General features: G+C 37.5%; 14 protein-coding genes, 1 tRNA gene and 3 pseudogenes. 7 read left to right on the top strand and 11 right to left on the bottom strand.

All coding sequences use genetic code 11. The annotated features are described in order from the left end of the window. Positions 1 to 103: pseudogene (locus ACSC97_RS11100) on the top strand (transposase); the annotation flags it as partial. 300 nt (positions 104 to 403) lie between these two features. On the opposite strand, the gene ACSC97_RS11095 reads toward ACSC97_RS11100, so the two are convergent. The 4 genes and pseudogenes from ACSC97_RS11095 to ACSC97_RS11080 form a co-directional block, all read right to left on the bottom strand. Then, positions 404 to 479: transfer RNA gene (locus ACSC97_RS11095), tRNA-Arg, on the bottom strand. Positions 480 to 599: 120 nt separating this feature from the next. Next, a pseudogene (locus tag ACSC97_RS11090) lies at positions 600 to 842 on the bottom strand (hypothetical protein); the annotation flags it as partial. Positions 843 to 952: 110 nt separating this feature from the next. Then, positions 953 to 1,159: pseudogene (locus ACSC97_RS11085) on the bottom strand (hypothetical protein); the annotation flags it as partial. A 144-nt stretch (positions 1,160 to 1,303) separates the two neighbouring features. Continuing rightward, complete coding sequence (locus tag ACSC97_RS11080; protein ID WP_004962463.1) at positions 1,304 to 1,993, bottom strand: putative quorum-sensing-regulated virulence factor; 690 nt, start codon at positions 1,991 to 1,993, stop codon at positions 1,304 to 1,306. Between the two features lie 248 nt (positions 1,994 to 2,241). Here ACSC97_RS11080 and ACSC97_RS11075 point away from each other — a divergent pair, with 248 nt between their 5' ends. Continuing rightward, a complete protein-coding gene (locus tag ACSC97_RS11075; RefSeq protein WP_436660950.1) occupies positions 2,242 to 3,474 on the top strand; it encodes an alpha/beta hydrolase in 1,233 nt (410 codons plus the stop codon). 58 nt (positions 3,475 to 3,532) lie between these two features. Here ACSC97_RS11075 and ACSC97_RS11070 read toward each other — a convergent pair whose 3' ends face one another. Next, on the bottom strand, positions 3,533 to 4,321 hold the full coding sequence (locus tag ACSC97_RS11070; RefSeq protein WP_436660948.1) for a DUF695 domain-containing protein: 789 nt from the start codon (positions 4,319 to 4,321) through the stop codon (positions 3,533 to 3,535). Between the two features lie 195 nt (positions 4,322 to 4,516). Between ACSC97_RS11070 and glyA the strand changes: the two genes are divergently transcribed. Beyond that, positions 4,517 to 5,770 (top strand): serine hydroxymethyltransferase, encoded by a 1,254-nt coding sequence (glyA, locus tag ACSC97_RS11065; protein ID WP_436660946.1) that lies wholly within the window; start codon positions 4,517 to 4,519, stop codon positions 5,768 to 5,770. Positions 5,771 to 5,817: 47 nt separating this feature from the next. Here the strand turns inward: glyA and ACSC97_RS11060 are convergent, their stop codons facing one another. The 4 genes from ACSC97_RS11060 to yiaA form a co-directional block, all read right to left on the bottom strand. Continuing rightward, complete coding sequence (locus ACSC97_RS11060; RefSeq protein ID WP_004915219.1) at positions 5,818 to 6,066, bottom strand: YfhL family 4Fe-4S dicluster ferredoxin; 249 nt, start codon at positions 6,064 to 6,066, stop codon at positions 5,818 to 5,820. A 3-nt stretch (positions 6,067 to 6,069) separates the two neighbouring features. Beyond that, positions 6,070 to 7,437, bottom strand: a complete 1,368-nt coding sequence (trhP, locus tag ACSC97_RS11055) for a prephenate-dependent tRNA uridine(34) hydroxylase TrhP (protein WP_436660943.1) — start codon at positions 7,435 to 7,437, stop codon at positions 6,070 to 6,072. Positions 7,438 to 7,578: 141 nt separating this feature from the next. Next, positions 7,579 to 8,007: a hypothetical protein gene (locus tag ACSC97_RS11050; RefSeq protein WP_004953900.1), complete on the bottom strand. Its 429-nt coding sequence runs from the start codon at positions 8,005 to 8,007 to the stop codon at positions 7,579 to 7,581. A gap of 212 nt (positions 8,008 to 8,219) precedes the next feature. Next, positions 8,220 to 8,678: an inner membrane protein YiaA gene (gene yiaA / locus ACSC97_RS11045; protein ID WP_004915237.1), complete on the bottom strand. Its 459-nt coding sequence runs from the start codon at positions 8,676 to 8,678 to the stop codon at positions 8,220 to 8,222. A gap of 247 nt (positions 8,679 to 8,925) precedes the next feature. Between yiaA and prfA the strand changes: the two genes are divergently transcribed. Beyond that, complete coding sequence (gene prfA / locus ACSC97_RS11040; protein ID WP_004953903.1) at positions 8,926 to 10,014, top strand: peptide chain release factor 1; 1,089 nt, start codon at positions 8,926 to 8,928, stop codon at positions 10,012 to 10,014. Beyond that, positions 10,014 to 10,832 carry a peptide chain release factor N(5)-glutamine methyltransferase gene (gene prmC, locus ACSC97_RS11035; RefSeq protein WP_130576257.1) on the top strand — a complete coding sequence of 273 codons (819 nt, stop codon included), beginning with the start codon at positions 10,014 to 10,016 and terminating at the stop codon, positions 10,830 to 10,832. Before prfA ends, prmC begins: the two co-directional genes overlap by 1 nt. Here prmC and ACSC97_RS11030 read toward each other — a convergent pair. Both ACSC97_RS11030 and ACSC97_RS11025 read right to left on the bottom strand, forming a co-directional pair. Further along, positions 10,829 to 11,461 carry an FMN-binding negative transcriptional regulator gene (locus tag ACSC97_RS11030; RefSeq protein WP_130576256.1) on the bottom strand — a complete coding sequence of 211 codons (633 nt, stop codon included), beginning with the start codon at positions 11,459 to 11,461 and terminating at the stop codon, positions 10,829 to 10,831. The genes prmC and ACSC97_RS11030 overlap by 4 nt on opposite strands. 12 nt (positions 11,462 to 11,473) lie before the next feature. After that, the gene (locus ACSC97_RS11025) at positions 11,474 to 12,535 is read right to left on the bottom strand and encodes an AraC family transcriptional regulator (RefSeq protein WP_436660939.1); all 1,062 of its coding nucleotides are present in this window, start codon (positions 12,533 to 12,535) and stop codon (positions 11,474 to 11,476) included. Positions 12,536 to 12,677: 142 nt separating this feature from the next. Here ACSC97_RS11025 and ACSC97_RS11020 point away from each other — a divergent pair, with 142 nt between their 5' ends. Together ACSC97_RS11020 and ACSC97_RS11015 are read left to right on the top strand one after the other, a co-directional pair. Then, on the top strand, positions 12,678 to 13,448 hold the full coding sequence (locus ACSC97_RS11020) for a 3-hydroxyacyl-CoA dehydrogenase (RefSeq protein ID WP_004953914.1): 771 nt from the start codon (positions 12,678 to 12,680) through the stop codon (positions 13,446 to 13,448). Between the two features lie 156 nt (positions 13,449 to 13,604). Continuing rightward, positions 13,605 to 14,288 (top strand): superoxide dismutase, encoded by a 684-nt coding sequence (locus ACSC97_RS11015; protein WP_130576261.1) that lies wholly within the window; start codon positions 13,605 to 13,607, stop codon positions 14,286 to 14,288. The last annotated feature ends 2 nt before the right edge of the window (positions 14,289 to 14,290 follow it).

Below are 14,290 nucleotides of genomic sequence, written 5' to 3'. Positions count from 1 at the left end.
ATATTATTGGCGAGATTTTCAAGTCATGACAGCTGACAAAATAGAGCAATGGGTGGAGAAAGTATCAAACCAATTCGGAAAAGAATACATGTTTACTTTTTAATGGATACTTATGCGTCAAAATGAAAGATACTTTAGTCTAAAGAGAATCATCATTTCTATTTAAATACTTTCTTTGCTTAGTCGTAAAATCTTTATATTAAAGAAATTAAGATAGCGATTTAATACAGTAAACTTTTATATAAGTTAGATAACTAATTGGTCAGAATGAAATATGAGAAAGACTTATCACTTACTGTAATTTATACGGTAATTATTGAGAATGTATCAGAAGAAGTAATATTAAGCTCAATCAAAAAATTGTTATATTGAAATATTTTTGAAAGGCTTTGAGAAGATATTGTGGTGCGCTCAGCGGGACTCGAACCCACGCCACAGGCTTCGGAGACCTGTACTCTATCCTGTTGAGCTATGAGCGCATGCGAGCCACATGATAGGCAAAAAAATCATATAGGTAAATATAAACATGAACACCAAGTGATTTCTTGATTATTAAAAGAGCAATTATTCAAATTGTGAACCTATTTATAAGGTCAAATTTATAAATGTTGAACTGAATAATTAATTAGCTTAAGTGTTTGATTCAGTTGAGTCGGTGGAATGCGGCTTTCTTGCAAGGAGGTAATCCACTGCATTTGACATGCTTTTAATTGTTGCACGGTTTTTATTGTTTGAATCTTTTGGATTAAAGGACGAGCCATCAAACCGCAATAGGTGGTTAGTGTTTGGATCATCACTTGTTGAATCTCTACAAAAGGTAATTTTTCAAGTTCAATATTTTCAAATGTTTCTTCATCAGAGCTTGGTGTTGTTGATTATTTTCAAGTGGTTCTGTAATTGCTGATTGAATGATAGGAGCAGTTTGTTCCAAAGGAGTTTCTTTTATATTTGTTGGCTCCGCCTGTTGAGCGAGTAAACCCATGTCAATCAGTTGTTGAACAAGCTCAGATGGTGCAATTTTTTCTTTGTAGTTATGGTCTAGTTCTTGAAAGTCTTCATGATCAATAAGTAATAGAAGTCGTCGTTGTTTTGCAGTCAAAGCGATATTGCGTTGTTGCAATGCATTTTGTCCAAGTTCCGTTTTAAAAAAATGTGACATCTCTTAATCTCCCCCAGCCAAGATCTAGATGGAGATTAAGATATAGTTGAAAAGTGACAGAAATGTTAACAAATTATTAAATATCATCTATTTGCATAAAGTAAATAGAAAATAATTGAACTTATTGAAAATTAACGTGCTTTTTTAGACGATATTATTTTCTAGTGCCTTTCTTAAGTACGGATCGAGATCATCTTGTCGCATTAACCATTGCACATAATCTGTTGGTAAATCAGAGATCGAAGTGCCTTTGTGTTTACCGAAGCTAATTGATTTTGGAATGCGTGCCTCTTCTGAAGCTACATAGAGTTGTTCAATTGTTTGGATATTTAAATGATGGATGATATGCATCAAAATATTGGCTGTTAAAATAATATCTGCATCAGCTCTATGTGCGCCTTTCAGCATTTCACGAGCTTTATCACTTCCTTTCGAAATTAAATAAATTAATGCAGAAATATTATGCGCTTCTGCATTTTCCCATACGCGACGAGCAAGCGCTAGCGTACAAATAGGCTTTAATTTGGAAACATCAACACCACATTTCGCAATTGCTGAAATATCGTAATCAACATTGTGACCAATGATATACGCAGTTTGTTCTGGTAATTCGAATTCATTATAAAAAGGTTGATCGATCAAATCCGATTCAAGAATATGATGAACTGCCATAGCGGCGTATGAGATCGGTTGACCGACTTGATAGAGTTGATCAAAAATTTTGGTTTTGTCTAAACTTAATTTACCACTCTCTATCTCGATTGGTGCATATGCAATTTCTATCGGTAAGCCATTCAATGTATGGGTTTCAGTATCTAAAATGATAGCTTGCATTGGGTTATGACCTAAGTGAAGTAGAGTGGATTTGATATCTTACTCGAAATTATGCTTCAACCAAGATGTGTTCGATTCGCAATCGCTATATTCCTTTGGTAATTCGATTTTTTGATTAAAAATAAATCTTATTTTGCTGATGAAAAGACTTGAAACGTATTTCGAATAAGCGTAATTGTTGACAGTGAAATGCTTTAGAAAAGATCTAAAGATACATCAAAAATAAAATAGTTAAGGAAAAACTATATATGAAAATGAAATTATTAACGGTTGTTATGCTGAGTTCGAGCCTTGTTCTAACGTCTTGTGGTGGAAGTGACGATTCAAGCTATACATCGAAACCAAGTATTCCTGAAAACAACTTTAAAAATCCAGTAGTTGGAATGCCCGTTGCTTACACAAAAACTGATTTCTCGGCATTTGCTTCTGAAAGCTCTGTCATGACATATAAAATGTTGGGACAAAATGGCAAAGAAACATTAGCGACTAGTTTGATATTCGTTCCAAAGGGAACGATGCCATCAGGTGGTTGGAAAGTTGTCGTTTGGGCACATGGAACAACGGGAGTTGCTGATCAATGTGCGCCTAGTCGAAATGCAACGAATATCTATATACAAGACATGATTAATAAGTTTCTTGCAGCTGGCTATGTTGTTGTAGCTCCAGATTACGAAGGTTTAGGTGAACCAAGTGGGAGAGAATTACATCCATTTTTAAATGTTAAGAGTGAAGCATACTCAATAACAGATGCTGTTGTTGCAGCAAGATCTTATTTGGCGAGTCAGGGGAAAGTGCTTTCACGTCAATGGGTGACTGTAGGGCATTCTCAAGGTGGGCAGGCAGCACTAGGTGCAGCGCAATATGCGAGTCGCGCTAAATTGGAATATAAAGGCACGGTTGCAGTAGCTCCAGCATCGAACTTAGGAGCAATTCTAGTTAAAGGTGAGCAATCTGTTGAAAATGCACCTATCGCTCAGCAAATCCAAATGTATGCTCAACTTGATACTTTTACTGCATTAATCACAGCAGGGATAAGAAATCTGCAACCTACTTTTAATTATATTAATGTCTTTAAATCACCAACGGATGAGATTGCAAGTCGAGCAGAATTAGATTGTTACGATCAGGTTGGTCAGAAGTTCGGTGCGGCAATGCAAACGTATGCATTCACAAATGGTAGCCTAGCGAACTATCCACGAACTCAAACTAATTTTATGGCAATTCCATTGGTTAAGACTTTCTTGGAGAATGATTCACAGCCTGCACAAGTTAAACTGAGCCAACCTGCGCTGATTTATCAGGGTGGTAAAGATACAACAGTTCCTCGTGAAGCAACGGATGGTCTTGTCTTGTTAGCACGAAGTAAAGGATCGCAAATTCAATATTTTACTAATGCGGAATGGGATCATGGCACTGCTTATGTGCTAAATATCTCAAATATTGTTAACGATGTGAAAACATTGATGCCTGCGAGCAATTAATTTAAAAATCGCGTTTATTCGCCCAGTATTTCAGCTAAATGAAATACTGGGCTTGCTGTTAATCAATAACTACTTTCGTTTCCCAACCGTCATATTCAGCATTGTAAAGCTTGCATAACTCGAATAATTCTAAAGTACAACGATCTATTGAATATTGATCAACGTGATCTATCCGAGAAATTTGTAGAGAAAACTTCATATGTTCATCATCAAGTTGATCGATTTGTAGAACTTCAAAACCTAAAGCTTGAGTCTTGAGTACACATTCAGCTAAGTCTGTTTCATTTTGGAAGAAAAGCCAATGACATACAGGTCGCGCTATCTGTAGACGATCACCATGATGAAGAAGATTTTCGACAACAGCTCGATTAGATATAGTCTGTAATATTTCTGGAGTGGGGTACATGCATCTAAAATATGAAGACCAATCTGGTTCATCGCGGTGACCAGTTTGATAGGAATATTGAGAGAATTTTTGCATGATAAGTTGAATTTTATTTTCTAAGACAGTCGCATCCTTACAATAAAAATAGAATTCTCTGATTTTATTATATGTCAATCTCCCTACATATATGCTCTGACTTCCATCAGTTAGGCTTGGTATGATTTCATCCTCAAGAACCATTAAATGGTCAAATTCTTCACTTGAAGATAAGCCATCTTCTCGCGGTTGATTCATTTTAATTTCTAGCCAAATTAATTGTAATCTTTGTGATATAGGTGCGATTTCCGCCAAGGCTAAATTAACAAAATAGCTTGCATGCATCTCATCAATTTGACACATGTAGTAATTCCAGTTTTCTGGAAGTTGGAATTCATGATTGTTCAGAGTATTTTCGAAGTCCATTTTTTTATACCAAATTTTAATTATTTAAAAGCTTGTTAGATTCTTCATCATTTTCATTGATATCGGAACATTCAGAATGAATAAAATTCACAAATAATTAAATAAATATCAATCTGTGAAAAGGCAAACTTCATGCTACAATACGCACCAATCTTTAGCACGGCTTAAAAGCCCTAATTTATAGGACCCCCGCTAATGTTTGCCAATATTTCTATTGCTCAATTTGATCCAGAATTAGCTCAAGCGATTGCTTCTGAGGGCGAACGCCAAGAAGCTCACATTGAGTTAATTGCATCAGAAAACTATTGCTCTCCAGCAATTATGGAAGCTCAAGGATCAAAACTTACGAACAAATATGCAGAAGGTTATCCTGGCAAACGCTATTATGGCGGTTGTGAATATGTTGACGTAATTGAACAACTTGCAATTGACCGTGCGAAAGCATTGTTCGGTGCTGATTATGCAAACGTTCAACCGCACGCAGGTTCACAAGCAAACTCTGCTGTGTATTTAGCGCTTCTCAACCCAGGTGATACAGTACTTGGTATGAGCTTAGCTCACGGTGGTCACTTGACTCACGGTGCTAAAGTAAGTTTTTCTGGTAAAACATACAACGCTGTTCAATACGGTTTAAACCCTGAAACGGGTGAGATCGATTATGAAGAAGTTGAACGTTTAGCTTTGGAACACAAGCCGCGTATGATCGTTGCTGGTTTCTCAGCGTATAGCCAAGTTGTTGATTGGCAGCGTTTCCGTGAAATCGCTGATAAAGTTGGTGCTTATCTTTTTGTTGATATGGCTCACGTTGCAGGTTTAGTTGCTGCTGGTGTTTACCCGAACCCAGTTCAAATTGCTGATGTAACAACGACTACAACTCATAAAACGCTTCGCGGTCCACGTTCTGGTTTAATTCTTGCAAAAGCAAATGAAGAAATCGAGAAGAAACTTCAATCTGCTGTATTCCCTGGTAACCAAGGTGGTCCTTTGATGCATGCAATTGCTGCTAAAGCAATTTGTTTCAAAGAAGCGATGTCTGATGAGTTTAAAACTTACCAACAACAAGTCGTGAAAAATGCTCAAGCTATGGCTGAAGTATTAATTTCACGTGGTTATGATGTTGTTTCAGGTGGTACAGAAAATCATTTATTCTTATTGTCTTTAATCAAACAAGACGTAACGGGTAAAGATGCTGATGCATGGTTAGGTGCAGCACACATTACTGTAAACAAAAATGCAGTTCCAAATGATCCACGTTCTCCATTCGTTACTTCTGGTATCCGTATCGGTACTCCAGCTGTTACAACTCGTGGTTTTGGTGAATCTGAAGTTCGTGAACTTGCAGGTTGGATTGCTGACATCATCGACAGTAAAGGTGATGAAAAAGTTATCGCTGAAGTGAAAGCTAAAGTAGAAGCTGTTTGTGCAAAATTCCCAGTATATGCAAACTAATTTGTATATCTAAAAAAAGCGCCGCAAGGCGCTTTTTTATTTGTAACTTACTGTGATTTTAATCTTCGAAACTTTTCTAAAAGTTCTGAATGTGATTCATTATGTTGTGGATCAGGTTTAACGCAATCTATCGGGCAAACTGCAATACAGGTCGGTGCATCATAAAAACCGACACATTCTGTGCAACGTTCGGTATCGATTTCATAAATCTTAGCACCTTCATATATTGCTTCGTTTGGACATTCTGGTAAGCACATATCACAGTTGATACATGCGGTAGTAATCATAAGAGCCATGAATTAATGTGCTGGGTATGCTAAAGAGGCTGATGATAATTGCTGTTTTGCTTGAGGTAAGTTCCGAATCAGCAATGCATAACGAATATCAATTTCTTGTGGAAATAGAATTTCAACCGTATGACCTGAACCTTTGGCATTATCGATAAGATTACCTTTGAGATCACGCATTTGTTCGAGCACAAAATGGACGTTGCCTTTCGGTGTCATTAATTCAAGTGAGTCCCCGACAATAAATTTATTTTTGACTTCAATTCGGATGAAGTCACCATTCCTTTCTAGTACTTCACCGCAGAATTGTTGAAAGTCAAAATGTGATGAGCCATCTTCATAATTTTGATATTCACTGTGAGTATGGCGACGTAAAAAACCTTCTGTGTAGCCACGGTTAGCTAAACCTTCAAGTTGTGTCATTAGACTTTGATCAAAAGATTTACCCGATAATGCATCATCAATTGCTTTTCGATAAATTTGTGCGGTGCGGGCACAATAAAAGTAAGATTTGGTTCGACCTTCAATTTTTAGTGAAGCGACGCCTATTTGACTCAGTCTCTCGACATGTTGCACCGCGCGAAGATCTTTAGAATTCATGAAATAAGTACCATGCTCATCTTCTTCGGCAGCAAACATATCCTCATCGTTGCGTTGTACTAATACTGGATTGATAGTATTACGCTCATGTGATGATTTAGAACAACATGCTTTTGAATTTTCGAACTGTTGAACAGGGATAACATCTCCATTTGAATCTTCTTGTGCGTCATGGATTTTATATTCCCAACGACAAGCATTGGTACATGCGCCTTGATTGGCATCACGTTTATTCATGTAACCCGATAGTAGACATCGACCAGAATAGGCCATACATAACGCGCCATGTACAAATACTTCTAACTCAATATCTGGCACGTTATTTTTAATTTCTTCAATTTCGTCTAAAGATAACTCACGTGAAAGAATTACACGGCTTAAGCCATAGTCTTTCCAAAACTTAACTGTAGCCCAATTGATGGCATTTGCTTGTACTGATAGGTGAATTGGCATATCAGGAAAATGCTCACGAACCATCATGATTAACCCTGGGTCGGACATGATTAATGCATCTGGTTTCATTTCAATAATTGGGGATAGATCACGTATGAAATTTTTTAATTTACTATTATGTGGCTGGATATTGACGACGACATAAAATTTTTTCCCAAGTGAGTGAGCGTCTTCTATGCCAATTTTAAGATTGTCATGATCAAACTCATTATTTCTGACACGTAAACTATAACGTGGTTGCCCTGCATAGACAGCATCCGCTCCGTAAGCAAAAGCATAACGCATATTTTTTAGTGAACCAGCAGGAGAGAGTAATTCAGTATTCATGATGCAATAAAGGCATATTTAAAATAAGGGATTATTTTAAGAAGTTCAAACTATAGATTCAACCAAGTAATTTACTCAGGATTTTTAATGTGTTAGACCCAATTTAAGTGTCAATAAAAAAGCACCCGAAGGTGCTTTTTATCAATGATGACGATGTTTACGTTTTTTCTTATATTTTTTTGACTGATAGTTGTCGTAGTCTCGGTCTTGACCTACTTTACGACCCAAAGCGGCACCACCGGCTGCACCCGCAGCTGCGCCAATATAACCACCAGTTGTACCAGCAATATTGCGACCAACGGTATAACCACCTACACCACCTAAACCACCACCAATTGCAGCTTCGGTACGCGTACGTTTACTGCTAGCAGCTGCTGCACCACCAGCACCACCAACAGCTGAACCAATCATGGCACCACTATGACCACCAATCTCTTTACCGATTGCTGTACCAACAACACTACCTAAAGCTGAAGTGGCTGCAACACGTGTTGCATTATCTGCATATGCAGTGCTTGCAATAGTAGAACCTGCAAGGATTGCACTCAGTAACATAAAATGCGCTTTCATTTTGACTCCATGTGCCCGCTGTTCAGGCATCTTTTGTAATGGAAGCAAATGTAACAAAGCTTGTGGAGTGAAATTGTGGAGATGCATCCTGTTATTATTGTGATTTGGTAAGTTGATTGTATGGTTTTGTTTAAATCAGTATTAAGATTAATCAAATAAATTCAATTTTCATTAATGATTCAGCCAATATGAAATTATAGTGCTGATGTCATTTATGAATCTTGATGAGAAGAATCTTCAAGTTTTAATTGATTTGTAGACTCTCGCTTCTGTAAGCGTAAATGTTCAAGATCACGAATATTTTTCTGGGTAGCCGTAACACCAAATAAGCTCAATAAAAAGGACATAATGTAATAACCTTTTTCGCTCAGGCTAAGTGTCGCATTCGATAAACTAAATAATAGTAACCCAATACAAATACCGACTGAGGTCCAACAAAGTGCAACGTAGATTGCAGTCACAGGTATATCTTCTAACTTATCACGCAATGTTTTTTGTAGGGATACAGCAGAGAAAAGACCGTAAAGTAAAATAACCAGATAAAAACCTTTTTCATGTAAAGGCATTGAAGCATTCCATAAGCCAATCATAAAACCAACAGCACCGATCACGACTGCAAGCCAACTTGCCCCAATAAATGCCAATGTTGGGCGGTTAATTAAATTACTCATATTGATTATCCTATTGTTTTATCATTTTATTTGTCTCTCATATTTATATAGAACGGCAAAAAAGAGAACAAGAGCCTACAACTAAAAATGAACAATTTATGATGAAACGAAACTTGATCACGCAGTAGTGAAGTTTCACTATGTCATTTAAGCGGTAGAATCTGTAAACTATGCGCAATTTTTTGATTTTACTCATGCTTCAACTTTGTAATGGCATTGAGTCTTTGGATTTCGAGATATTCCGCCCATGAAAGCATCACTCCGCTTAAGACTAGATCAACTCTGTGATCGTCATGAAGAGCTGACGGCATTACTTGCTGATGTAGAAGTTATTTCTGACAACAAACGTTTTCGTAAATTGTCACGAGAACATAATGATTTAACTGAAATTACTGAAGTTTGGGGTAAATATCGTCAAGCTGAAGAGGATATTGAAACTGCTGAAATGATGAAATCTGATCCAGATTTCAAAGATATGGCAGAAGAAGAGATTAAAGAAAACAAGGCACTTTTAGTTGAGCTAGAAGAACAGCTTAATGTGTTAATGATCCCTAAAGATCCTAATGATGCGAATGCTGCTTATTTAGAAATTCGTGCAGGGACGGGTGGTGATGAAGCTGCTATTTTCTCGGGCGATTTATTCCGTATGTATAGTAAATATGCGGAAACTCAGGGTTGGCGAATTGAAGTCCTGTCTGAAAATGAAGGTGAACACGGTGGTTATAAAGAAGTAATCTGTCGTGTTGATGGTGAAGGTGTATACGGTCGCTTGAAGTTTGAAAGTGGTGCGCACCGCGTACAGCGTGTACCTGCCACTGAATCACAAGGTCGTGTTCATACCTCTGCATGTACAGTCGCTATTTTGCCTGAAGTGGATGTAGATACTACGGTCGAAATCAATCCAGCTGATCTACGAATTGACACTTATCGAGCATCAGGTGCGGGTGGTCAGCACATTAACAAAACCGATTCTGCTGTTCGTATTACTCATATTCCATCGGGTGTGGTTGTGGAATGTCAGGAAGAACGTTCGCAGCACAAAAACAAAGCCAAAGCGATGGCGTTACTTGTATCTCGTTTAGAAAATGCAAAACGTGCAGCAGCGGATGCAGCTACTTCTGAAATGCGCCGTGACTTAGTTGGTTCTGGTGACCGTTCTGAGCGTATTCGTACGTATAACTATCCTCAAGGTCGTATGACGGATCATCGTATCAATTTAACGTTATATAAATTAGACGCGATCATGGAAGGTGATTTAACTGAATTGCTGGATAGTTTGCATCGTGAATATCAAGCGGATCAATTAGCGATGCTTGCTCAGGAAAATGGCGGCTAATGAATATTGCTCAGGCATTAGAAATTAAAGGTGAAATTGATAGCTATGAACGTCAAGAAGCTGCATGGCTGCTTGAACATATACTGGATATCAATTCATTAGAGTTAAAACTAAGACTTGAGCAAGAGTTAACTGAAATTCAAGAGCAAGCTTATTTGAATGGGCTTGCTCGTATTGATCATGGTGAACCACTAGCTTATGTAACAGGTTCACAACCGTTTTGGACTCTGGACTTAAAAGTCACACATGACACATTAGTGCCACGTCCAGATACAGAAATATTGATTGAAACTGTGTTAAAGCTTGAACTTGATTCAACATCTAATGTCGTTGATTTAGGTACTGGAACGGGTGCTATTGCATTAGCTCTAGCAAGTGAGCGTCCTCAGTGGAAAGTTACGGCAACAGATATTTATCAACCTACGCTCGAAGTCGCACAGGAAAATGCCATTCGTCATGGTTTAACGCATGTTAAGTTTGCTTGTGGTGCTTGGTTTGATGCGTTAGAAAAACAATTTTTTGATCTTATTGTTTCAAATCCGCCGTATATCGATCCAGAAGATGTGCATATGCAAATGCTTAAATCAGAACCTGAACGAGCACTTATTGCTGATAAGCAAGGATTGGCGGATCTAGAAACTATTATTGTTCAAGGTAAAGGTTGGTTAAATCCAAATGGATGGATTGTGCTTGAACATGGTTATGATCAAGGTGAAGCCGTCCGTACCATCTTCGAGAAAGAGGGTTTTAGCCAAATTCAAACCATCAAAGATTATGGTGGCAATGATCGTGTCAGCCTTGGACAGAAGTTGAATTAATCTTCAATGTATTGTTTGACTGCTTCAGCTAATTGAATCTGACCCTGTTTTTCTAAATTATTTACCACATTTACAGCATCAGATTGGTCTCTATTTTGGCTAAGTTTGAATTTTCCAATCATGTGCTGGATTTCAATCTCTATACCAATTATTTCTTTGAGTTCTGCTGCGATGTAATCGCTAGGTGCATCAGATATTTTCCATGGTTTTTCTTGCTTGGCTTCATGTGTCCGAGTAAGTTTGGCGAGTATGCCCCGTAAGGATTTTTCATCTTCTAAAAATCTAATTTTTCCTTTTACGTGTACGACTTGATAATTCCATGTTGGTACATGACGATGATGCAATTGTTTGCTTGGATACCAGTTGGGGGAAATATAGCCTTGTTCACCTTGGAAAATAACTAAAACATCAGTTCCACTCTCAATCAAAGTATGCAATTCATTATTTCGTGCAATATGAGCGATAAGAATGGCGTGATTAGATTTAGGCTCGTGTAAAAGTTTAAAGGGTAAGTGATTTGCTTCGATACCATTGGTGCTGTGAGTGACTAATGTACCTAACGGATATTTTTCAATAAGTTGATATAATTTCTCAGTATTTTTTTCTTCAAAAAATTCAGGTAAATACATTTTTTAAACCATTCAGTCTTCAAATTGGTTAACGAGTAGTTTTTTGCTTGGGGATGTTTTTCGATAGCTACCAGGGCTTACACCACTCCATTTTTTAAAAGCACGATGGAAAGCACTTGGATCGTGAAAATTAAGATCATCACTAATACTTTGAATTGAATCATTCGTTTTGCTCAGACGTTCAATTGCAATATCACATCGAATATCATTTTTAAGCTGTTGATAGCTGACACCTTCTTGTTTTAGTCGACGTTGAATAGTTGCTGTGGACATATTCATTTGTTGTGCAATCTCTTTTAACTCAGCCCATTCAGAAGGTGGTTGGAGAATCAATTGTCTGCGGATTTGTAGGCTTAATGAGTTTTCATTTTTAAAGCGCACAATTAAATTATATGGGGCATGTTTTAGAAACTCATTTAACGCCTGTTTGTCTTTTTTAATCTTGTGCTTGAGATAGTGAGCATCGAATTCAATTTTATTCTGTTCAGCATTAAATTCTATATTTTCACAAAAGCGTACTCGATAATCTTGTATCTCAACAGGTTGGTGGCATCTAAATGACATTCGGTGAAAACTGATACGCTGATCGCTCAACCAACACATCAAACTATGTACCAGCATTAAAAAAGTCGAATAGGTAAACATTCGTTTGGGTTGATCACGGTCATGTAGGATAAGAAATGCTTTCGAACCTTCCTGAACTAACTCCCCATGAATATCATCCAAAATCAAAGCTAAAAATTTTAAGATATCTTGTATAGCTTGTTCTAATGTATCCGCACCAAAAGCAAGTTTCGCCAATACCTTATAACTTCCACGGCGCATGGGATGAGTATCCATGCCGAGAAATTCATCATTCATACTTTTTGCCAGTTCAACCCAAAGCTGTGCAGATTGGTTAACAGGGACTCGTGCTTTGGTTGAAGTTAATAATTCAGCTGAAATACCTGCTTTGTTAGCGATATTGACGATATTTAAGCCGCGGCTAGCTGCAACACTCAATGCTTCACGAATAAGTGCATTTGAAATCGTATCCTTTGCAGAATTGATATCTTGATTTGGAAGTTTGCTCATAAAAGATGAAATACAGGAGAGTGAATGAAATAAATGCTCAAAAATCGCATTAAATTTGCTACTTTTTGGAATTGTATCGGAAAAAAGTTGCCTTTACTCTTTGTTATAAAAATTTATCACTTTAATTTGATAGGAAACGTAAATGAAAATTCAGGGAAAACACTTTGTTATTACTGGCGGTGGTTCTGGTTTAGGTGCAGCGACAGCTGAATATTTGGTTCAGAAAGGCGCATCCGTCACTTTAGTTGATATGAATGCTGAAGTTGGAACACAGCAGGCACAAGCATTGGGTGAAAAAGCTGAGTTTGTGCAACTCGATGTTACGGATGAGCAAGCTGCTGAGCAATTTTTTAAAGATGTATTAGTCAAGCATGGTGCAGTGCATGGTTTAGTTAACTGTGCTGGGATCGGACCATCAGCAAAAGTTGTTGGTAAAGACGGTGTACACGATTTAGGTATGTTCTCAAAAACGCTTCAGATTAATGTCACTGGTACATTTAATATGCTGCGTTTAGCAGCGGAAGCTATGAGTAAAAATGAAGTTGCTGAAGGTGATGAAGATCGTGGAGTAATCGTCAATACAGCTTCGGTTGCTGCGTTTGATGGTCAAATTGGTCAAGCTGCATATTCTGCTTCAAAAGGGGCAGTAGTTGCCATGACTTTGCCGATTGCAAGAGAGTTAGCACGTCATGCAATTCGTATTATGGTGATTGCACCAGGTATCATGGAAACACCGATGCTTAAAGGTCTACCACAAAATGTACAAGATGCATTAGGTCAAATGGTTCCGTATCCATCGCGTTTAGGTCGTCCTGAAGAATTTGCGCGCTTGGTTGCACATATTGCTGAAAACTCATATTTAAATGGTGAAGTAATTCGCTTAGACGGCTCGATTCGTATGGCTGCAAAATAAAAATATCTTTATGTAAATAAAAGCGATGATTGGTTCATCGCTTTTATGTTTTTAATAAGTAGTAAAATGTATCTTTAGTATTTAGTGATTTGACCTGCTTTAGATTTGCTTATATTTTTGATAATGAAAATGATTATCAATTTATGGAATCTAATGATGTGGATGTTAAATAAAAGCTTATTTTCATTGATGTTATGTGCAGGATTAAGTGTGCCTGCCTATGCGGAATTTAAGCAAGCACCATTACCTTATAAAAGTGATGCACTAGAACCCGCGATTGATCAAAAAACGATGGAAATACATTACGCAAAGCATCACAAAGCCTATGTTGATAATTTAAATGCTCAGATTAAATCCTATCCAGAGCTAGATAAATTAAGTATTGAACAAGTCCAAGCACAAATTTCTAAATATAATTCAGCAGTACGAAACAATGGTGGTGGGCATTTTAACCATGCTTTCTTTTGGGAGAGTTTAGCACCGACCAATAAAACTGGTAAGGTTAGTGCAAAGCTACTAAAACAAATCAATCAAGAATTCGGCTCATTTGAAGCCTTCCAAGATAAATTCAATCAGGCTGCAACAGGTCGTTTTGGCTCGGGTTGGGCATGGTTAATCTTGAATGATGCAGGTCAATTGGAGATTGTTTCAACGCCAAATCAAGATAATCCTTTGATGGATATTGCGGAGAAGAAAGGACAGCCACTTTTAGGTTTGGATGTTTGGGAACATGCTTATTATCTTAAATATCAAAATCGCAGAGCAGACTACACCAAAGCTTTTTGGTCTGTTGTAAACTGGAATACTGTAAACCAGCGTTATGATGCTGCAATTAAATAGTC

The organism is Acinetobacter sp. P1(2025) (assembly GCF_051390655.1).
Classification (GTDB): Bacteria; Pseudomonadota; Gammaproteobacteria; order Pseudomonadales; family Moraxellaceae; genus Acinetobacter; species Acinetobacter junii.
This window is presented reverse-complemented; position numbering and strand designations above follow the sequence as displayed.